Origin of the sequence: Acinetobacter sp. YH12251, from assembly GCF_013417465.1 — a bacterium.
Taxonomy (GTDB): Bacteria; Pseudomonadota; Gammaproteobacteria; order Pseudomonadales; family Moraxellaceae; genus Acinetobacter; species Acinetobacter amyesii.
Genome location: NZ_VPDZ01000007.1, coordinates 185,765 through 206,328, shown reverse-complemented (window position 1 = coordinate 206,328; position 20,564 = coordinate 185,765). Strand labels below are relative to the sequence as shown.

24 protein-coding genes are annotated in these 20,564 nt (G+C 41.7%); 12 read left to right on the top strand and 12 right to left on the bottom strand.

Going from position 1 to position 20,564, the window contains the following annotated elements:
• Positions 1-26: 26 nt before the first annotated feature.
• Positions 27-506, bottom strand: a complete 480-nt coding sequence (locus FTV27_RS08175; RefSeq protein WP_078192761.1) for an RNA pyrophosphohydrolase — start codon at positions 504-506, stop codon at positions 27-29.
• A 181-nt stretch (positions 507-687) separates the two neighbouring features.
• On the opposite strand from FTV27_RS08175, the gene FTV27_RS08170 reads away from it, so the two are divergent.
• From FTV27_RS08170 to FTV27_RS08160, 3 genes are all read left to right on the top strand, one after another.
• Positions 688-1,344, top strand: coding sequence for an HAD family phosphatase (locus FTV27_RS08170; protein WP_180034967.1), 657 nt, complete (start codon positions 688-690; stop codon positions 1,342-1,344).
• Positions 1,345-1,436: 92 nt separating this feature from the next.
• Positions 1,437-1,910: a DUF2628 domain-containing protein gene (locus FTV27_RS08165; RefSeq protein ID WP_180077936.1), complete on the top strand. Its 474-nt coding sequence runs from the start codon at positions 1,437-1,439 to the stop codon at positions 1,908-1,910.
• Between the two features lie 96 nt (positions 1,911-2,006).
• Positions 2,007-2,249, top strand: a complete 243-nt coding sequence (locus FTV27_RS08160) for a DUF2789 family protein (RefSeq protein WP_078189726.1) — start codon at positions 2,007-2,009, stop codon at positions 2,247-2,249.
• 198 nt (positions 2,250-2,447) lie between these two features.
• Here the strand turns inward: FTV27_RS08160 and FTV27_RS08155 are convergent, their stop codons facing one another.
• Positions 2,448-3,311: a LysR family transcriptional regulator gene (locus FTV27_RS08155; RefSeq protein WP_078189725.1), complete on the bottom strand. Its 864-nt coding sequence runs from the start codon at positions 3,309-3,311 to the stop codon at positions 2,448-2,450.
• Positions 3,312-3,780: 469 nt separating this feature from the next.
• Between FTV27_RS08155 and FTV27_RS08150 the strand changes: the two genes are divergently transcribed.
• On the top strand, positions 3,781-3,990 hold the full coding sequence (locus tag FTV27_RS08150) for a hypothetical protein (protein ID WP_111884091.1): 210 nt from the start codon (positions 3,781-3,783) through the stop codon (positions 3,988-3,990).
• Between the two features lie 128 nt (positions 3,991-4,118).
• Here the strand turns inward: FTV27_RS08150 and FTV27_RS08145 are convergent, their stop codons facing one another.
• Positions 4,119-4,355 carry a DUF2061 domain-containing protein gene (locus FTV27_RS08145; RefSeq protein ID WP_180077934.1) on the bottom strand — a complete coding sequence of 79 codons (237 nt, stop codon included), beginning with the start codon at positions 4,353-4,355 and terminating at the stop codon, positions 4,119-4,121.
• Between FTV27_RS08145 and FTV27_RS08140 the strand changes: the two genes are divergently transcribed.
• The 5 genes from FTV27_RS08140 to leuB all read left to right on the top strand — a co-directional run bounded on the left by FTV27_RS08140 (position 4,354) and on the right by leuB (position 8,629).
• Positions 4,354-4,554, top strand: a complete 201-nt coding sequence (locus tag FTV27_RS08140; RefSeq protein WP_180077932.1) for a hypothetical protein — start codon at positions 4,354-4,356, stop codon at positions 4,552-4,554. The genes FTV27_RS08145 and FTV27_RS08140 overlap by 2 nt on opposite strands.
• A gap of 157 nt (positions 4,555-4,711) precedes the next feature.
• Entirely contained in the window at positions 4,712-6,160 is a 1,449-nt protein-coding gene (leuC, locus tag FTV27_RS08135; protein ID WP_180077931.1) for a 3-isopropylmalate dehydratase large subunit, read from the top strand.
• A gap of 24 nt (positions 6,161-6,184) precedes the next feature.
• Positions 6,185-6,835 carry a 3-isopropylmalate dehydratase small subunit gene (leuD, locus tag FTV27_RS08130; RefSeq protein WP_078189721.1) on the top strand — a complete coding sequence of 217 codons (651 nt, stop codon included), beginning with the start codon at positions 6,185-6,187 and terminating at the stop codon, positions 6,833-6,835.
• A 109-nt stretch (positions 6,836-6,944) separates the two neighbouring features.
• Positions 6,945-7,508, top strand: coding sequence for a hypothetical protein (locus FTV27_RS08125; RefSeq protein ID WP_078189720.1), 564 nt, complete (start codon positions 6,945-6,947; stop codon positions 7,506-7,508).
• A 41-nt stretch (positions 7,509-7,549) separates the two neighbouring features.
• Positions 7,550-8,629, top strand: coding sequence for a 3-isopropylmalate dehydrogenase (gene leuB, locus FTV27_RS08120; protein ID WP_078192754.1), 1,080 nt, complete (start codon positions 7,550-7,552; stop codon positions 8,627-8,629).
• A gap of 74 nt (positions 8,630-8,703) precedes the next feature.
• On the opposite strand, the gene FTV27_RS08115 is transcribed toward leuB, so the two are convergent.
• The 3 genes from FTV27_RS08115 to infA all read right to left on the bottom strand — a co-directional run bounded on the left by FTV27_RS08115 (position 8,704) and on the right by infA (position 10,015).
• On the bottom strand, positions 8,704-9,150 hold the full coding sequence (locus FTV27_RS08115) for a hypothetical protein (RefSeq protein ID WP_306669970.1): 447 nt from the start codon (positions 9,148-9,150) through the stop codon (positions 8,704-8,706).
• A 114-nt stretch (positions 9,151-9,264) separates the two neighbouring features.
• Positions 9,265-9,639: a hypothetical protein gene (locus FTV27_RS08110; RefSeq protein ID WP_180077929.1), complete on the bottom strand. Its 375-nt coding sequence runs from the start codon at positions 9,637-9,639 to the stop codon at positions 9,265-9,267.
• A gap of 154 nt (positions 9,640-9,793) precedes the next feature.
• The gene (infA, locus tag FTV27_RS08105) at positions 9,794-10,015 is read right to left on the bottom strand and encodes a translation initiation factor IF-1 (protein ID WP_001284370.1); all 222 of its coding nucleotides are present in this window, start codon (positions 10,013-10,015) and stop codon (positions 9,794-9,796) included.
• Positions 10,016-10,246: 231 nt separating this feature from the next.
• On the opposite strand from infA, the gene FTV27_RS08100 reads away from it, so the two are divergent.
• A complete protein-coding gene (locus tag FTV27_RS08100) occupies positions 10,247-11,254 on the top strand; it encodes an AraC family transcriptional regulator (RefSeq protein WP_078189717.1) in 1,008 nt (335 codons plus the stop codon).
• Between the two features lie 131 nt (positions 11,255-11,385).
• Here the strand turns inward: FTV27_RS08100 and truA are convergent, their stop codons facing one another.
• The 5 genes from truA to asd form a co-directional block, all read right to left on the bottom strand.
• Positions 11,386-12,183, bottom strand: coding sequence for a tRNA pseudouridine(38-40) synthase TruA (gene truA, locus FTV27_RS08095; protein WP_078189716.1), 798 nt, complete (start codon positions 12,181-12,183; stop codon positions 11,386-11,388).
• 16 nt (positions 12,184-12,199) lie between these two features.
• On the bottom strand, positions 12,200-13,162 hold the full coding sequence (locus tag FTV27_RS08090) for an asparaginase domain-containing protein (protein WP_180077953.1): 963 nt from the start codon (positions 13,160-13,162) through the stop codon (positions 12,200-12,202).
• A 49-nt stretch (positions 13,163-13,211) separates the two neighbouring features.
• Positions 13,212-14,522, bottom strand: coding sequence for a fimbrial protein FimV (locus FTV27_RS08085; RefSeq protein ID WP_180077927.1), 1,311 nt, complete (start codon positions 14,520-14,522; stop codon positions 13,212-13,214).
• A gap of 75 nt (positions 14,523-14,597) precedes the next feature.
• A complete protein-coding gene (locus tag FTV27_RS08080) occupies positions 14,598-16,028 on the bottom strand; it encodes a hypothetical protein (RefSeq protein WP_180077925.1) in 1,431 nt (476 codons plus the stop codon).
• 143 nt (positions 16,029-16,171) lie between these two features.
• Complete coding sequence (gene asd, locus FTV27_RS08075; protein ID WP_180005293.1) at positions 16,172-17,290, bottom strand: aspartate-semialdehyde dehydrogenase; 1,119 nt, start codon at positions 17,288-17,290, stop codon at positions 16,172-16,174.
• Between the two features lie 185 nt (positions 17,291-17,475).
• Here asd and FTV27_RS08070 point away from each other — a divergent pair, with 185 nt between their 5' ends.
• Together FTV27_RS08070 and FTV27_RS08065 are read left to right on the top strand one after the other, a co-directional pair.
• Positions 17,476-18,603, top strand: coding sequence for an endonuclease/exonuclease/phosphatase family protein (locus FTV27_RS08070; RefSeq protein ID WP_180077923.1), 1,128 nt, complete (start codon positions 17,476-17,478; stop codon positions 18,601-18,603).
• A gap of 370 nt (positions 18,604-18,973) precedes the next feature.
• Positions 18,974-19,279 (top strand): hypothetical protein, encoded by a 306-nt coding sequence (locus FTV27_RS08065; RefSeq protein ID WP_257227488.1) that lies wholly within the window; start codon positions 18,974-18,976, stop codon positions 19,277-19,279.
• Positions 19,280-19,438: 159 nt separating this feature from the next.
• On the opposite strand, the gene FTV27_RS08060 is transcribed toward FTV27_RS08065, so the two are convergent.
• The gene (locus FTV27_RS08060; RefSeq protein ID WP_180010178.1) at positions 19,439-20,551 is read right to left on the bottom strand and encodes a glycosyltransferase family 4 protein; all 1,113 of its coding nucleotides are present in this window, start codon (positions 20,549-20,551) and stop codon (positions 19,439-19,441) included.
• Between the last annotated feature and the right edge of the window lie 13 nt (positions 20,552-20,564).

The window sequence follows — 20,564 nt, the reverse complement described above, 5'->3', positions numbered from 1 at the left end:
AAAATCTGCATCCATTCTGCAAATTTTTACGGCTTTTGTGGAAGCTGACTGCACAGTTCCACCATGGCTTTACGATATACATCGCGTTTAAAATTCACCACTTGTCCTAATGGGTACCAATAGCTGACCCATTGCCATTGATCAAACTCAGGTGGATCTGACAAATCAAGCTGAATATGCTGTGCTGAAGCTGTCAGTTTCAATAAAAACCACTTTTGCTTTTGACCAATACAAACGGGGGCTGAATCGGTACGTATATACCGATGTGGCAAACGATAGCGCAACCACCCTTGGGTTTGTGCTATCACCTGGACGTGTTCGGGCAGTAAGCCAACTTCTTCTCTCAGCTCACGGTAAAGTGCCTGTTCGGGGGTTTCTCCATGTTGGATACCTCCTTGTGGAAATTGCCAGGCATTGTGACCAATGCGCTTTGCCCATAAAACTTGTCCAATGTCGTTTGCCAAAATGATCCCGACGTTGGGTCGGAAACCTTCTGAATCGATCATTTGGCTACCTAAATATTGTGTAATTTATGACTTTGCTCGCGGGGACGTTTATTTCTGTGTCCATCTCGAAAAAGCAAAGTGTAAAAATGTTAAAATTGTTATGATCTTAACGAATTTCTATCGACTAGCGGAGATAGATTTACAATTTTTTTCTTAAATTTCAGCTTTTACGAGTATTTTCATGAAATTGGCACTGTTTGACCTTGATCACACCTTATTAAATACCGACTCAGACCATTCTTGGGGGGAGTTTTTGGTCAATGAAGGCTTGGTTGATCCAATTCGTCATCGTGCCATGAATGACAAATTTTATGATGATTATAAAAAAGGCCAGCTTGACCCGATTGCCTATAACGAATTTGTATTTGAGTTTTTAACCCAACATGACAATGCCTACTTAACTGAGTTACATCAGTTGTTTATGAAAAAAGTTATTCGTGCGCAAATGCGTCCAGAGGGCTATGCTGCCATTCAGCGCCATCAAGATGCAGGGCATCAATTGGTCGGGATCACCGCAACGTCTGATTTTATTACCGCACCGATTTTTCGTGAATTCGGCATTACTGAAATCATTGCGACCAATGCCGAAGTTGTGAATGGGAAATATACAGGTAAAGTAATTAATACTCCGTGCTATCAAAAGGGCAAATTAGTCCGTTTGAATCAATGGTTAGAAGGTCGTGATGTGACAGAATCCTGGGCCTATTCAGATTCAATCAATGATCGATTCTTATTGGAATATGCGGATCATGCAATTGCAGTCAATCCAGATGATCGCTTAGAGGTCCTAGCAAAAGAACAAGGTTGGGACATTCAAGACTGGTCAATTCAAGCCTAAAGATGAACAGGAAAAAAAGCATCTTGAGATGCTTTTTTATTTGATGTTCTTTTGATTAACCCTCGACTCACTTATTTGAACTATCGCTCCGTATGCAGACAGAAGCTTCTTTTAAACATTTAATTCAAATCTTTATTGGGCCACGTGCTCAATCTTATTTAAATTTCATTGAACAACAAGTTGGACAGAACAATGGTCTGAGTTGGGCAGGGCTAATTTTTGGACCCTATTGGTTACTCTATCGAAAGATGTACCGCTATTTCTTCTTATTCTTTGCGGTTGGTTTTTTGATTAGCATGTTGGCACTCATCATCGGTGTGCCTGAACAAGTCTTGATGGGGCTAGCCTTGATTCCTAACCTCATACTCGCAGGGATCGGAAAGCGGCTTTATAGCGATTTTGCTGTGCAAAAGACCAAAGCCTATATGCAGCAGCCGAAATATAGTGAACAGGTGTTTGCTGAAGAAGGAGGAGTGAACTGGGGGCTGCCTTTATTGTTGGTATTTATTCAATCTGTCGTGATGATTATGCTCAGTTTGCCTTTTATTCAATTTTCACCGCTATAGTATTCTGTAATTGAGTGCGTGTTCGTTCCGTGTTATATCCTTAAAACAGAATAATTTTGTATCCATAAACAATAAGTTTTAACACGGAGAATGACAATGAGTGTACGTCCACGCATGACTCATCTATTTGAACAACTGGGTTTAGATTCGAGTGAAGACGCGATTGCTTTATTTATCGTGACGCATCAACTCAGTGCCCAAACTAAAATTACCGAAGCAGATTATTGGACAGATGCTCAGCGCCAGTTCTTGGCCGAAAAAATTAAGTCAGATGGTGAGTGGGCGATTATTGTCGATCAATTGAATGAATCATTACATGAAGATTCATTGACGAAATAAAACCGACAGGTCTTCCTTGGTTTTTTTAATGGGATCGGCTGAAATAGGCGATCCCATTTTTAATGCAAAAGAAATTTAAGCGACCATTCAACATATAGAAAATTATTCGCTTTTTCTAAATGCTTAAACAGATGAATATAAAAAGCCACCATAGCGGTGGCTTGATTAATAATTGAATTTTGTAGGCAAAAAAATGAATTAGATGTGTTTCATCAATTCAACCAGCTTTTGTGCAGCAAGTGACTGAGTACGGCCTGGGTGCCATACCATGCCCAATTGACGATTCATGTTTGAAGGTAAATTCAGTTGTTTTAAATCTTGGTTCAATAAGGTTTTAGGAAGGACTGACCAACCAAGACCAATGGAAACCAACATACGAATCGACTCAAGTGAGTTATTGCTCATGGTGACTTTGGGCTTGAGTCCATACTTTTCAAACTCAGCTAAGGTAATTTGACTGGTATAGGTTTGCGCCGCAGGCAATAGACTTGGGTATTGGATCAAATCTTCTAAGGTTAAATGCTCAACTTGCGCCAAAGGATGGAAAGGTGCAACCACGAATACCAGTGGATCATTCCATGTCGTGATGTATTTTAAACGGCTGTCACCTTGTGGCGGTAAAGTTAAAAATGCCAATTCTAAGTCGCCAGCCAAAACTTGCTCATGGGCCTGTTCAGAATCAACAAAGTGTACATCTAAGGTTACTTCCGGAAACTGTTGCACATATTGACGCAAATGCGCTGGTAAATGGTGTAAGCCGATATGATGACTGGTACCAATTTTCAGTTTACCTTGAACCTGACCTTGCTCATGGCTGAGCGTATGGTGAATATCGCCCAATTCATTCAGCCAGCTTTTCACTTTTGGCAAGAGAGAGTTTGCTGCATGCGTCGCTTGAACACCACGACCCGCTGATTCAAAAAGTTTGACACCGAAGTATTCTTCTAAACTGTGAATACGCTTGGTCACAGCAGGTTGCGTAATGAAGAGCTGATCTGCTGCCAAGGAGATCGAACCAGTTTCCATAACTTTTACAAAGGCTTCAAAGGCTGCGAGATTCATCTTCATTCCTATAAAGAATTTTTATGCGCAGTCTCATTGTTATAATATTTTAAGAATAAATCAAAGGAAAAGTTGTATCTTTTGATTTAAAACTAGGCGTTCAAGCCATACTACGCGTTAAATCTGAGGGGATTTTCCGAGTTCTATAGCGTTATTCGAGTGCTTGATTGTTGCATGATTCGAGATTGAGCTGTGACGTTTTCAGCTCAAATGCGCTGTTACAAAGTTGTTTTTTAAACAGAAACCACAGTTATGCATAATATAAAAAATATAGGGCTGAAAAGTATTTTTAACCGTTTGAATTAAAGAGGAGAGATGGCTTTTCTTTTTAACTCAGCTTTAAACTAGAACAAAAAATGAGTTCAAGTTTTGATGGCTTGGAGAACATACTTTTCAGTGAATAATTATAGCAACAGGTACAGTCAGGGCAGCATCTTTTAGCTATGTTTTATCTCACAGGGAGAAGGCGATGGATATTAAACACATTAAAAATTTATTGGATATTTTTGAAGGGACAGTCGAAAAGCGCTGTGCGATATATGAAATCGCAGATGATGAAGACGACGAAAACCGTGCAGCTGCTGAGTGTAATGCGGCAAAAAATAAACTGATTCTTGCGATAGAACAATTGGTTGAGGCGCATGAACAGCTGGCCTTACAGCAAAAAACCAAGCTTTGATGAGCTGTCTACATTTGAATCTATAGGATGAAATCGATAAAAAGTTAAAGTGGATAGAGTAAAAGAACGTTTTAAGGTCATTAAAAAACCACCGTGATGGTGGTTTTTTTACAAGGAGCAGGGTTGGATTAAGCGGGGATATTTTCCTCTACAGCTTTATCTTTCTTTTCCCATGCTTTTTCGTGGAAGAAAAAGGCAACCGCTTGAACAGTTGGTTCAAGTAAACTTAAGGTAATGGCCATTGCAATACTGCCTGTCACGTAATAACCAACCAACATCGCAACCGTGATATGCATGATGTAATAGCTCAAGGTTTTTTTGAACATGCGCTGATTATTTTCGACGAAATTGTTAATGTGTGCCATGAAAATGCTCCTTGTTAAATTGATAAATCTTGGCAATGAGTTAATAATAATGATTCTTATTTGCAATGTAAAAGAGAAAATTCAATTTATGATCATTGAATTTTTAAATTACTGTTTAAAAATGGCAGAAAGTGAACAAAAAGTCGGAGAAAATTCTAAAGTCTCATCTGCTGAAAGTGTTGAAGTGAGCGTGTTTTAAACGCATTAATGGTCTTTAAAATGCAGCGGAAATCAGCAGTTAAATATCATTCCTATAAGTTTTTAAACTAATAAAAATGATAAATTAGATTTATGTGAATACGTGGTTATAATCGATTTAACGAAAGAATTTACCCAGTCCAGTGGAGCAAATCGACATGGCAGGCGAAACCCAAAAAGCGGAAACCCAAACAAAAAAAACCTTGTATGACAAATTGTGGGATGACCATCTAGTAAAACAACGAGATGATGGCTCTTCATTATTGTATATCGATCGTCATTTATTGCATGAAGTGACTTCTCCACAAGCTTTTGAAGGTCTACAACTTGCAGGTCGTAAACCATGGCGTTTAAGCGCTAACGTTGCAACGCCAGACCATAACGTACCTACTTCTACTAAGGAGCGTGCTGAAGGTATTGCGGGTATTGAAGATGATACCTCACGTATCCAAGTGCAAACTTTAGATGACAACTGTAAAACTTTTGATGTGGCCCAGTTTGACATCAACGATGTACGCCAAGGGATTGCGCATGTGGTTGGGCCAGAACAAGGTTTAACCTTGCCAGGTATGACCGTGGTGTGTGGTGACTCACATACTGCAACGCATGGTGCTTTTGGTTGCTTGGCTCATGGTATTGGCACATCTGAAGTTGAACACGTGTTGGCGACTCAATGCTTAGTTCAAAAGAAAATGAAGAACATGTTGGTGCGTGTTGACGGTCAATTGGGTCAAGGCGTAACACCGAAAGACGTGGTTTTAGCGATTATCGGTAAAATCGGTACGGCAGGTGGTACAGGTCACGCAATTGAGTTTGGTGGTCAAGTATTCCGTGATATGTCGATCGAAGGTCGTATGACGGTGTGTAACATGGCGATCGAAGGTGGCGCGCGCGTGGGTATGGTGGCTGTCGATGACAAAACCATTGCCTATGTAAAAGACCGTCCATATGCACCGAAGGGCGAACAGTGGGATGCTGCAGTAGAATATTGGAAGACTTTAGTGTCTGATGAAGGCGCGCATTTTGATACTGTTGTGGTGTTGCAAGGTGAAGAGATTGAGCCGCAAGTGTCTTGGGGGACTTCTCCTGAGATGGTGATTCCTGTATCTCAAGCAGTGCCAACTTTAGAACAAGCTAAAGATGATGTACAGCGTAATGACTGGACACGTGCATACAATTACATGGGCTTAGAAGCAGGTCAGGCATTGGCTGATATTCAATTAGACCGTGTATTTATTGGTTCATGTACCAACTCACGCATCGAAGATATTCGTGCAGCGGCTGAAGTGGCCAAAGGTAAAAAAGTGGCGGCATCGATTAAGCAAGCCATGGTGGTGCCGGGTTCAGGTTTGGTGAAAGCACAAGCAGAAGCAGAAGGCTTAGATAAAATCTTAATTGAAGCAGGCTTTGAATGGCGTGAGCCGGGTTGCTCAATGTGTTTGGCAATGAATGCCGACAAATTGCAACCGGGTGAGCATTGTGCTTCGACTTCTAACCGTAACTTTGAAGGTCGTCAAGGTAATGGTGGTCGCACGCATTTGGTGAGTCCAGCAATGGCAGCAGCTGCGGCAATTGCAGGTCACTTCGTTGACGTTCGTACCTTCTAATCAGGGCTAATAGGAGCAAATCGCATGAAAAAATATACCGTTGAACAAGGTATCGTTGCACCATTAGACCGTGCCAATGTGGATACAGATTTAATTATTCCAAAACAGTTTTTGAAATCTATTAAGCGTACAGGCTTTGGTGCCAACTTATTTGATGAGTTGCGCTATTTGGATGAAGGCTATTTAGGTCAGGACATTTCAAAACGTCCAATTAACCCAGATTTCGAATTGAACAAACCACGTTATCAAGGTGCGTCGATTTTGATCTCTCGTGCAAACTTTGGTTGTGGTTCGAGCCGTGAGCATGCGCCTTGGGCATTAGAAGAATATGGTTTCCGTACTGTCATTGCACCAAGCTATGCGGATATTTTCTTTAATAACAGCTTTAAAAATGGCATGTTGCCAGTGATCTTGTCTGAAGAGATCGTTGATCAGTTATTTAAAGAATGTGCTGCATCTGAAGGCTATCAATTAACCATTGATTTGGCTGCGCAAGAAGTGCGTACACCGAGTGGTGAAGCATTTACATTTGAAGTCGATCCATTCCGTAAACACTGCTTATTGAATGGCTTGGATGATATCGGTTTAACTTTACAAGCAGCCGATGATATCCGTGCTTATGAAGAAAAAACCAAAGCATCTCGCCCTTGGGTATTTGCAGAAATTAAAGCTTAAGTCAGTGTCACTGTAGAACTTCTTAGTAGTCAGTCGGCTTAAGTCTTGCTAATATCAGGCGAAACAAAATTTATACGTTAGCCAGAATTTATCAGGTTGGGTTCGAAAAATGAAAAAGTTCTTCGGTCAGCTGGTTGTAACGGGAGCGCTGTTCGCAACGCTCTCTGCCTGTCAAAGCTTTGACACGGCACGCATTAAAAATGTGAAAGAAACTGAAAGTACAAAAAATAATGCTCTGATTTACTGTGCAGGTACAGCGCATTGTGAATTTGAGCGTTTTGATCAAATACAGGTGGTTGATCCAAATAATCAACATGTACAACGTGCTGCGATTAAAGCAGGCATTGTACGGTTGAATGGTCGTTCATTGTCTGAGCCTAATCCTTTGTATTTGTCTGTACCTTCAGGTCAGCATGAAGTCGTGATTCGCTATTATCCAATTTCTCAGGAAAAAGCAGAGCGCTTGCATGTCATTCACAACTTTAGGTCCAAACACGAGTACACCTTTAAAATGTACCGTGAGCGTTCAAAAAACAGAGGCAGTTTACTGGATAAATCTGCGCCTGATCCGCTCTGTGTAGACTTAAAGCAAGGTGCAAAAACGATTCGACGTTTCTGCCGACCGTACAATGTCCTCACAGGACTTGGTGAGTTTGTAGAAAAGAAACTTTAAATCTGACTGGTAATCAAGCCAGCGTATAAATGGAAAGACTCATGTCAAAACATATTTTGATTTTACCAGGTGATGGTATTGGTCCTGAAATCGTGAAAGCGGCTGAACAAGTGCTGACACGTGTAAACGAGAAATTCAACTTAGGTTTGACTTGGGAACAAGGTCTTTTAGGTGGTGCAGCGATCGATGCGCACGGTTCACCTTATCCAGAAGTAACAGCAGCACAAGCGAAGACTGCTGATGCGATTTTATTGGGTGCAGTGGGTGGTCCTAAGTGGGATACCATTGAGCGTTCAATTCGTCCAGAACGTGGCCTATTAAAAATTCGTTCAGAACTAAATTTATTTGCCAATTTACGTCCAGCAATTCTTTATCCGCAGCTTGCAGATGCGTCGAGCTTAAAACCTGAAATCGTAGCAGGTTTGGATATTTTGATCGTACGTGAGTTAACTGGCGGGATCTATTTCGGTCAACCACGTGGTATTCGTGAACTCGAAAACGGCGAAAAACAAGGTTTCAATACTGACGTATATGCTGAATCTGAAATCAAGCGTATTGCCAAAGTTGCTTTTGAAATGGCGAACTTACGTGGTGGTAAGGTATGTTCAGTGGATAAAGCCAACGTACTAGAAGTGACTGAGCTTTGGAAACAAACTGTAACTGCGTTAAAAGAAGAGCAGTATCCTGAAATTAACTTGTCTCATATGTATGTTGACAATGCTGCCATGCAATTGGTCCGTGCGCCAAAACAGTTTGATGTAATCGTGACAGGTAACTTGTTCGGCGATATCTTGTCTGATGAAGCGGCGATGTTAACCGGTTCTATCGGCATGCTGCCATCGGCTTCTTTAGATGAAAATGGTAAAGGTATGTATGAACCTTGCCACGGTTCAGCGCCAGACATCGCAGGTCAAAACATTGCGAACCCATTAGCTACAATTCTGTCTGTTGCTATGATGCTACGTTATACCTTCCGTGAAGAAGCGGCGGCAAAAGCAATTGAAGATGCAGTAGGTAACGTCTTAGATCAAGGCTTACGTACAGGTGACATCATGTCAGAAGGCAGTACTCAAGTCGGTACTGTAGAAATGGGTCAAGCTGTAGTTTCTGCATTGAACTAATGGCGAATCAAAAAACGCAGCGTTTATGCTGCGTTTTTTTGTGCCTAGAAATTATCAATCTTAGAATTGATGCGCTAACAGGTGCGACCAGTTAATCGGACATCAGTTGCAATATTATGCTTTAAGCGAAATTGAATAAGGCAGTTTAACTCAACCTCATAGCGTGTATTTCCACTGGGAATCGGCACAGCAGCGCCGCTGCCCATGCTCATCGCAGGATTTTCCGCCATCGGTAAAGGAATACTGATCGGGCGTGTAACACGATAACGAAGGTAGTCTGAACTGACCTCTACGGGAGAGGTTCTTTGATAGCCGAGTTTGCTGAGGTCGAGTTCTGCTTGAATCGTTTGGCTCGATTGACCAATAAATGAGGTTAAATAGCGTTCACGTTCAACGGAGGATATCGTTGATGTCGTGCTACAGCCAGCCAAGCATACAATGCTTAGAACGCATCCCATGCTCAATATCGGACGAATAAAACGCTGATCTTTGTAAACCTGATGTTCTAAAATAAATTCCATGGGTCAGTTTCTCACGAAATAAATTCAGTTTAGTCAGATCGGTCTGTATAACGCTGTAGTCATTTGATACACGGTCATCCGAGCAAGATTAGCCTCTAGTATTCTATCGTAGGATCAACAAGCTCTGCCAACATAGTCAATGGATTCAACTATTTGATTGCGTAATTTGAACTCGATTTTACATTCCATATCGACAGTGACACCACCTTTAGACGGCGTTGGGATAGGGGCGCCCATGGCTATACTGGTGCCGATATTCGGTGTACCTATCGGAATTGGCATTGAGCGTAAAATGGTATAACTGAGTTTTTCATTGCTTTGTACAGGTGCTCCCATCACTTTGTAGCCCAATTGACTCAAGTTGAGCTCTTTACGAACTTGATCAGCTGGCTGTCCAATATAGTGTTGTAGGGATTGATTGAGTTGCTTTTGGCCTGTCGTGGCGCAAGCAACACAAAAGATAGCACCGACTAATCCTAGATATTTCATATGATTTTATGTCCTTATATTTTGAATTTTATAATCGAATTTTTTATGTTTTTAGACTGTAAAGGAAAGCAAATTTGCAGTCAATTTTTATCATTGTATTGAAATAAATACAAAAAAAGCCACTTATAAAGTGGCTTTTTCGCTTCGCTAAAACTTAGCGCGCACGGTAAGTGATACGACCCTTAGTCAAATCATAAGGTGTCATTTCTACTTTAACACTGTCGCCAGTCAAAATACGGATATAGTGTTTACGCATTTTGCCAGAGATGTGAGCAATCACTTCATGACCGTTTTCTAAACGTACACGGAACATAGTATTAGGAAGCGTCTCGGTGACAACGCCTTCGAACTCGATGAGTTCCTCTTTATTGGCCATAGCCTACCTGAATGAATAAATTAGCAAGGCGCAAATTATAGTCAATTTTTTTTCAGAATACAAGCCGTAAAAGGCTTTGAACTGATCGACTGTCAGTAAAATAAGCGAACAATTCAGTTAAATATTTTCAACAAAAAATGTGCAGTAACTGTTGTCAGTTTGGTCAATCGCAGTTAATCTAAAATCAATCTTTTTAGGTATAAATGAAGTACATACAAGGAAGGTTCTGGAGTGGGTCAGCTAACTGATGCATCTGTTGTGTTGCGTTTAGGGTATCAAGCGATTCGTCGTGCCGGATTGCCAACAGAAGAAATTTTAACAAAAGCGGGTGTGGCATTAAATCAGGTTGAAACCAATGACCGTACCCCATTGAATGCACAATTTGCATTCTGGGTGGCTGCAGAAGAAGTCAGTAAGGATCCTGATATTGGTTTGCATCTGGGAGAGCATTTGCCTTTATATCGAGGGCAGGTGATTGAACACTTATTTATTTCATCTGAGAATTTCGGTGAAGGTTTAAAGCGGGCTTTGGCCTATCAACGCCTAATTAGCGATGCCTTTCATGCGCAATTGGTGATTGAAGATGACCGCTGCTATTTGACCAATGGTCATCAGCCTTGGGCAGAAAATATCGTGAATCGTCATTTTTCTGAATGCGCGATGTCCGGTGTTTTGCGTTTCTTTAAGTTTATTACTGAAGGGCGTTTTCAGCCGATTTATATCGACTTTAACTTTAGTCAGGGCGCGCCAGATGATGAGTATTTCCGTGTTTATGAATGCCCTGTGAGCTTAGGGCAGAAAGAAACCCGATTGTATTTTGATCCGGCTATTTTAGAGTATCAATTGTGGCAGGCAGAACCTGAGTTATTACAATTGCATGAGCAGTTGGCGATTGAAAAACTTCAGGAGTTGGCGCGTTATGATTTGGTCGGTGAAGTTCGCCGTGCTATTGGTTCAACGCTAGAAAGTGGTGAAACCACGCTTGAAACGGTCGCTGCGCAGCTCAACATTACCCCGCGTCGTTTACGGACTCAGTTGTCAGAAGCCAATACCAGTTTTCAGCAAATTTTGTCAGACTATCGCTGTCGTTTGGCTAAAAAATTATTGGCCAATACCAATGAAAGTGTGGAGCGCATTGTGTACTTAACGGGTTTTTCTGAACCAAGTACGTTCTATCGTGCATTTAAACGCTGGACCAATGAAACGCCTGTGGAATATCGTAAACGAAAGCAGCGTTAACGTTGAACATTTAAAAGTATTCCCTAAACAGAATCCCCCCTTTTTCAAAGGGGGACTTTCATTTTAAAGCTTAGCAATAATGGAGAAAATGACACTCCTCCCACTGTGAAAGTGAGGTTGGGAGGGATTGTTTATTCAGGCATATTTAGCCAATGTGGTCCTAACGGAACTTGAGGAAGTTCAAACTGAGCTGGATAGTCTGCATGGATAAAATATAGTCCATCGGGTGGTGCGGTGACACCTGCTGCTTTACGATCTTCAGCAGCAAAAATATCGTCAATATGGTCAACGTCATACATACCTTGCCCAATTTCCAACAAACAGCCCATGATGTTACGCACCATATGATGTAAAAAACCATCGGCCTGAATATCTAGGACCAAGTAGCATCCGTGTTGGATCAGACGGCAATGGCTGACATGACGAACAGGCTGATTGGACTGACAGGCTGCGGCACGGAAGCTTTCGAAATTATGAGTGCCTTCAAATTTGGCCGCGGCACGTTGCATTTTTAGCACATCTAGCTTGGCATAAACATGAGTCACTTGCTTGTGCAGTAAAGCTGGACGTTGTGGATTGTTATAGACCACATAGCGATAACGGCGCGCTTGCGCCTTAAAGCGGGCATGGAAGTCCTGATCCATTTCCTTAATCCATTGGATGGAAATATCACGGGGTAATTGGCTATTACTGCCCATTAACCATCCACGAATGGGACGAATCGCCTGAGTATCGAAATGTGCCACCATATTGGTTGCATGGACGCCCGCATCTGTTCGGCCAGCGCCATGCAACATGATCGGCTCATTGGCTACTTTACTGAGGACGGTTTCAATGGTTTCTTGCACGCTTGGTACGCCCGGTTGCTGAGTTTGCCATCCCTTGTATTGCATGCCACAAAACTCAATCCCAATCGCAAAACGTTGCATAGTTACCTCAAATGACTTAATCGTTCCAATGCGCAGTCCAGTCTGCGGCACTGCCGTATTGTAAATACATTTTCAAACATTTGGCATAAAGATCTGCATGACCCAAACAATTGCTTAGTAATATTCCACTGTCTTTGACCCAGTCACTCACAGCATAGCGTTGATCTATACCGCCATGAACAACCTGTGTACTTAAAATAATTTTGCAATTTTTTTGTTGTATAGCCTTCAATACATTGAGTAACTCAGCATCAACGGCAATGTTGCCTGTGCCAAAACCTTGCAAAATTAAAACATCTGGCGTGTGTGTAAGCAGGGTGGCTAAATTTTGACTGTGTAGATCAGTTGCTATCGGTTGCCACATCCAATTCAGGCAATTGAAATGAGCTGCTTTGTCTAAATCATTGGCTTGAACAATATACGGCGATGTCAGCATTGAAAGTGGCTGTGTGGCTGGCAGCCCATCAAAGGCTTTCAGATCGGTTGTATGTACTTTTAGTGCGGATTGAGCATGCATCAGTTGATGATGAAAGGCCAAATAAACCCCAACACTCGATTGGTGTACCGATTCCAATGCAAAATTTAAATTGTCGATGGCATCGGTAAATTCACGGGTGTTGTCACCAGCCACATTAAACAGCGGATATTGGCTGCCTGTTAGCACGATATGAGCAGACTGTGCCATAAAGTGTGCAAGTACTGCGCTGGCATAGCTAAGCGTGTCTGTGCCATGAATAATTACGAAATGCTGAAATTGTTGTAATTGCAAGCTTTGGATTTGCTGAATCAGCGCCAGCCAGTCGGGTGCAGTACAAGCACTACTGTCGCGAATGACAGGTGCGACAAAACACTCAATATTTAGGTGCAGTGGCAGGACATGCTGTAATTTAGGTAAAAACGCATTCGCTGGCATGGGGCTTAACGGTTCACCGATACAACCGAATGTACCACCCATATAAATAAGAGCAATTTTTTTCATCATAAAAAAAGCAGCCTTGAAAGACTGCTTTAGTTTAAATCTCTTTTGCTTAAGATGCGATTTGATTCAGTAACTGATCTGCTTGTTGATGTTGAGCTGAAGAAAACTCAGCTTCTTTTTCAGTCAAAATTTCACGTGCAGCGTCATAAGCACCCAGTTTAATGTATTGCGCTGCCAATTCAAGATTCAATTCAATTTCATTGACTTCAACCAGTTCAGGGAAAGATTGAACCAATGGATCGTTTTGGTCTGTAGCAGATGGGGTTGACCGTGTGCCTAAACCGCTAATGTCAAAACTCACACCACTTGAAGCAGGTGCGGCAGGTTTTTCTTCAGGTGTAGACTCTAAGTTAAACTCTGTTGCAGGAGCAACAACCGCTTCTTCTGTTTTTGCTGTTTCAAAAGCACCTAAGTCAAAGTTTAAGGTTGGAGCTTCAACTTTGTTTTCTTCTACAACCGATGTTTCTGTTGTAAATGAAAAATCTAAAGGCTCGATTTTTTCTTCTACAGTTTCTGTTTTGGTTTCAGCCGCAGCTTCAGTGCTTGGGGCAAAGTCCATTACAAAATCAATCGGTTTGATTTCTTCAACGGCAGGAGATGGCTGAGCAATCTCTTCAGTTTTCGGTGTTACTTCAAGTGCAGGTTCTGGTGAAATTGAAAGCGTGTCAAATTCAAGCGTCTGTATTTTTTCAGCAGGCGCACTTTCAACTGGGGTTGAAATGTCTGCTTTTGCTGGCGTTTCAGTGGTGAAATTAAAATCTAGAGGTTTAATTTCTGCTGCTTTGGGTTCAACAGGTGCAGCAGTTGAACTTTGCATTAAAGCATCAAAATCAGAGGTATTTTGAACTTTTGATGGAGCCTCTTCAGTGATCGGTGATACAAAGTTAATGGCATCATCTTTTACATTTTGAGAATTTTCAAACTCTACTTTTTTTGCTTCAGCTTGTTCTAAAATTTCATCGAGTTCAAGTGAACGAATATGGCTCAGCAATTGGCTGATGGCAAATTCGTCTTTTTGTAAAATGTGAATATCTAATAGATATAGATATAACTCATGTTGTGAGTTATCACGTTTTAATGATTGATTGATTTGCGCTTCAGCAGAAAAGAAATTACGTTCCGCAATTAATTTTTCAATTTTGCCACGAGCATCGGTCGTTAATGGCGTCATTGATTTTTTTTCAATGACACTGCTTTCAACCACTTGAGTTTTCTTCGGAGTCGCTTTGGCCGAAACACCCGTTTTCTTGGTTTTAGTGGATGTCGGTTTGGCTTTATCTGATTCTTGACCTTTTTGGCGTTTGTTTAAAAAAACCAATACGATCACTAAGATCACTAATGGAATCACATAAATCAGCATGTTTTAACCCCTTGGAGATAGAGCGATATAAAGTTGCACTCATCCCTATAAAATCTTGATTGGTAACGTTTTAGTTTATTGGCTTCTTTTATCTGCTTGTTGAGCTTTCAACTGTTGTTGCAGTTGAGCAAGACGAGCATTTAATAATTGAATTCTGTGATCCTTTTGATTTAGCGCCAATTCTAATTGAGTTACGTTTCTCTGTAATTTAACGGTTTTTTCACGAGATGTCATAACTTTTAATGACAACTCTTTCGAAGTTTTATTCTTTTCTGCCGCACTGTTGGCAGAAGATTGTGCCGAATCTTGCGCTTTCTCTGCAACCAGACTCATTTCAGCTTGATTCAAACGGTATTTGGTTTTGCCTGACTGCTTCGAAGGCACTTTGGCAAGTTCTGCCGCAGAGACTTTTACAGGCTGTTTTGCTTGCTGCATACCATGCAGATTTAATGCCGCACCACGGCGCAGACGGTTTACGTCGCCCTGAATGAATGCATGTTCGTTGCTGTTTTTAATCTGTTGCATGACTTCAGAGACAGGGCGGTTTTGTTCTGTCGCAATACGTGAGGCAATCCCCCAAAGGCTTTCATTTGAGCGAACCACATATTTTGCCGCAGGTGTTGCTGTTGATGCAGCTGCAGTACTTGTTGGTTTTGGTGTAGATGCTGTTTGAGTTGTCGTTGTTGGATTTTCACGTTTTTGTGCTGCCTGCTCCGCAGCAAATTTTTGTGCCAATGGGTCTTGAGATCTTGCAGTTGATGCTGTTGCAGTTTGTGTGGCTTGCATTTCTGAACTGACAGAGCCGGTCGAATTGGTTTTTGTAACTTTCGAAATTGATGTTTCAGAACCTGATGAAGTACTTGCGCTATTTTGCTCCGCAGGTGCAACGCTATAATTTTGCACATGCGTGACAGGTTCAATCGCAACAGGCGTTGACGTTGCTAATTGTGCTAACTTCGGCGGTGTTTTGGTGCTGAGTAGTAAGGGTTGTTCTACAGCTACAGGTGCTTTTGCGGTGTAGAGGGTGCTAACAGGTAAATTTAAGGCAATTTCTTTTTCATTTACAATCACGACAGGTGTTAAAGCACGCTCATTGGCGGTTTGATTCGCATTCGATGTGGTTGGATTGCGTTTTAATGGGGTACGAATTTGTTGCAGGCGTGAAGCATTACCTTCTTTAATATTAACAATAAAATTAAGCTCAGCATCGGTCACTGGACGCGAAGAGGTAATGGTAATTACCCCATTGCCCGCACCATCACGACGCGTAAAGAAGTTTAAATGCCCCGGTGGTTGATGCCCTGTACCCATACTCAACAAATCCTCTGCAGTGGCTAAACTTGCATTGAGCGGCACAGATGTATTTGAGTGGCGAAAATGAATCTCAGCGTACAGCAATTCCCCGGGTGCTGACTGGACTTGTACAGGATCAATGCTGATCGCTTGAATGTTTTGAGATGCAATAACGGCTAAAATGGCGATCTTTAATTTGTTATATACGGTCATCTTAATCTTTAGCTCGAATATATGTCGCATGGCGAAAATTATAGATTAGCGAGTTGTCAAAGAATTGTAAAATATTTACACGACAGTTACATAAAAAAGCCGATCAATTGTGATCGGCTTCCTGTTCAGAGACTTAAAAATGCTTAAGCATTTTTATAATCAATGAGAATTCTTAGCATACGACGTAAAGGTTCAGCAGCACCCCAAAGCAATTGGTCACCTACAGTGAATGCACCTAGGTATTCTTTACCCATGTTGAGCTTACGTAGACGACCAACTGGAACAGACAAGGTGCCTGTTACAGCAACAGGAGTCAAATCAGTCATTGACGCTTCACGGGTATTTGGAACTACTTTAGACCAATCGTTGGCACTTGCGATGATATCTTCGATTTCATCCAGTGGAACATCTTTACGAAGTTTTAAAGTCAATGCTTGTGAGTGACAACGCATTGCACCGATACGGACACAGTGGCCATCGATTGGAACGATTTGCTGGTTGCCTAAGATCTTGTTGGTTTCAACTTGCCCTTTCCATTCTTCTTTCGACTGACCGCTTTCAAGCTGTTTGTCGATATAAGGAATGAGAGAACCCGCTAAAGGCACACCGAAGTTTGCAGATGGGAAACCTTCGCCACGTTGTAACTGTGCAATTTTAGAATCGATATCTAAAATTGGTGAACGTGGGTCATCCAGCAAGTCTTTGGTGTTGTTATACAAGTAGCCCATACCTGAAATCAGTTCACGCATGTTTTGCGCGCCTGCACCAGAAGCCGCTTGATACGTCATAGACGTTGCCCATTCCACTAAATTATTTTGGAATAGACCGCCTAAACCCATCAGCATAAGTGAAACGGTACAGTTACCGCCCACGAATGTTTTTGTACCTTTTACTAAGCCGTCTTTGATTACATTCATGTTTACTGGGTCAAGTACGATGATTGCTTCATCGTCCATACGTAAAGTCGATGCAGCATCGATCCAGTAACCATTCCAGTTTTCAGCTTTAAGCTTAGGGAAAACTTCAGTCGTATAATCGCCACCTTGGCAGGTGATAATGACATCCATTTGCTTCAGACTATCAATGTCCGTTGCATCCATAAGTGCTGGGGCAGTCTTACCACCAAACGCAGGGGCTTCACCACCTGCATTACTGGTAGAAAAGTAAAACGGTTCGAAATGAGCGAAATCGTTTTCTTCAACCATACGTTGCATAAGGACGGAACCAACCATCCCGCGCCAACCGACCAGACCTACTTTCATGTCACTTTGCCTCGGTGCGTTAAAAAAATAAAAAGGGGGTTCGAGTGTACCAAAAGGGCGCATAACTGCAAGCGCTACATAATGAAAACACCAATAATATTGTGCAATATATCTTGTTTATGTTACATGCAAAACTGATATAAATTTATGAATCAATAAAAAATAAAGAATATAAGGGAGGCGTAATGGTTTGGATTGAAATACTGGCTGGCTTCGTCATTTGGTTGACATTTTGGTCACTCATACCACGAGATGAATGGTGGTTTCGTGGTGCAGATTTTCCGCGTCTGCAAATCTTGGCTTTGGGCATATTTGCCTTCATAGGCTTAATTTTATGGAATGCTGAATGGGACTTGGCGCGTGAAATCATTTTAATTGGGTTGATTGCTGCCTTGGCATATCAATTAAAAATGGTTTTGCCTTATACCTTTATTTGGAAAAAACAAGTCAAAAAAGTTCGTTCAGACCAGTTAGATAAACAGAAACAAATTTCAATCATTGTCTCAAATGTACTTACGCCGAATACTCAATATCACTTATTATTGGCACAAATACAAAAGCATCAACCTGACTTAGTACTCACGCTAGAAACCGATCAAACTTGGCAAAATGAATTGGCAGTGATTGAAGCTGATTATCCTTATCGCGTACCCGTACCTTTGGATAATTTGTATGGGATGCATTTGTATAGCAAGTTAGAACTTAGTGAAACTGAAGTCAAATTTATTCTCAGTGATGAAATTCCTTCGATCCATACCCGAGTCACCTTAGCATCAGGAAATCAGGTTCAACTGTATTGTTTACATCCCAAACCGCCAAGTCCAACAGAAGCCAAAGATTCAACTTTACGCGATGCAGAATTGCTGATTGTGGGCGATCAGATTAAAGATTTAGATGAAAGTTGCATCGTTATGGGGGACCTGAATGATGTGGCATGGTCACGTACTACACGACTCTTTCAACGAATCAGTGGGCTTTTAGACCCGCGTGTTGGACGTCATTTCGTAAATACCTTTCATGCCAATTATCCACTGCTGCGTTGGTCGCTCGACCATATTTTTCATAGTACAGATTTTGCATTGGTACATATGGAACGCTTGCCCAATATCGGTTCAGACCATTTTCCAGTCTATGTGGTGCTGCAAACAGGCAGGGTATTTGAGCAAATCCAAGAAGAATTAGAGCAAACAGATGAAGATGAACAAGAAGCGCAAGAGGCAATTCAGGAGGGTATAGAAAAAGCTGAGGAAGAGGAGAAGATTGTGACTGATGAAATCGCCCGTGATTATAAGGATGGTACGAAGGCACCTTGATTTTGTTTGATTTAAGAGAAAAGTGTAAGAAATAGCTTACACAGCTTTCGGCTTCTGACGAATGGTCAGGTCAAGTGTATTGACTTATTCTTTGTTCATCGGCACATGGAACTGGGAACGGAACATCCCACTAAGGAAGACGAAGCCGATGGAAGCATCACGGAACGGATGCAGGAAAGGAAAGCCAATAAAAAATAAAAAGAATACTTGTGAAAGCACAACCTCATAGACCCGAGTTTTGCAGGATGCAGAACTCGGGTTTTGCTTTTGTGATATAGATTTTTTTGCTTTTCTTCTGATCAATTTCTTTATACAGTGTGCCAAGAAAAAACGATGAATTTCCAATAAAAATATAGGTATGAGACGTTCTATGCTGTCCGAATGGCACCAAAAAATATTGCAGATTACACACTTATCCACCGATGCACTTTCCATTTACCTTGGCTTAATACTGTTCTTTTTTGTGGCCTTTTGCCATCACCGCCAATTGAAATCACCTTATGCGATTTGGACGGTTGTGGTCGTCGCAATGGGATTGGAATTGTTTAATGCACGCCATGATATTTTAGATAGAGGCTTTTGGCGTATAGGGCAAAGTTTGAAACATATTCTAAATGTCATGTTGTTGCCGCTGATCCTTTGGTTGATGGCCCGATACCGTGTATGGAAGGGTTGAATCACCATTGAGTCATTCATAATAACCATTGAGTCGTTCATAATAAAAAAGGATATTGTGCATTTCACAATATCCTTTCTAGATGCTGATCTAGTTGCCGAATTAAAAAGATTTCCAGAGCGTTATCCTGCACAGCAAAGATCTATGGCGTGTAGTCAATCAAGCTGAATGCTGAGAGACCACTTGCGTATACAACTCCAAAGTCTGATCACACATCTCTTTTAAACTAAACATGCTGATAGGCTGCACGTGTTGTGGTTGGTCTAAATGCAACTTTAAGGTGTCGAGTAATTGTGTTTCATCATCGACAGTGACTAAACCTTGCGGATAGACATTGGATAAAATTTCAGCTACACCACCACGGTTCCAACCAATCACAGGTGTACCTACAGACAGTGCTTCAAGTACAGTCCGTCCAAAGGTTTCCGCTTGGCTCGACAAAGATAAAACCAAATCGCTAAAAGCTAACCATTCACGGATATCTGAACGATGACCGACAAAAGTAATCCGATCACTCAGCCCTTTAGCCGCAATACTGTCTTGCATTTCTTGTAAATAAGCCGCTTTTTTCGGATCTGCACCACCGACCACCACCGCATGTACGTCGGGATACTGTGTTTGTAGCTGTTCCATTAAATGGATCAGGGTTTCATGACCTTTCAAACGGGTGATACGGCCTGGTAAGCAAATCAGACGCTTATTTTCTAGTTCAGGGAAATCTTTTAGGGTTTGATTGAGCCACTGTGCTGAGGGTTGATAACCATGTGGAAAAGCAGCGGGGTCAATGCCACGATAAATACGCACAATGTCCTTGGTAGGACAGTTTTTGTAGTTGTCCGTGATGTATTTGACAACACTATCCGAGACCGCAATGACTTTTTCAGCCTGCGTCATGATTTGACTATAGCGATTAATCGAATAAAAACCATGTACAGTTGAAATCAGGTGAGGTCGCTTGTTTGCAGGAATCCCTTTGAGGGCAAAATGCGTGAGCCACGCAGGGACACGTGAGCGCACATGCACTATGTCTGGTTGATGTTGCTCAATCAGTTTACGTAGAGGACGAATTTGCCATAAGCTTGATAAGGCTTTTTTATGGATTGCGAGCGTGAGGTGAGTTGAACCTTCAGCTTCCAATTGAGTTACCATGCGACCACCATTTGAAACCACTAAGGACTCATGACCGGCGGTCACTAAAGCACGAGCTATTTCTAAGGTTCCTCGCTCGACACCACCACTGTTCAATTCAGGTAAAAGCTGCATTACTTTCATAGCATTTCTCTTT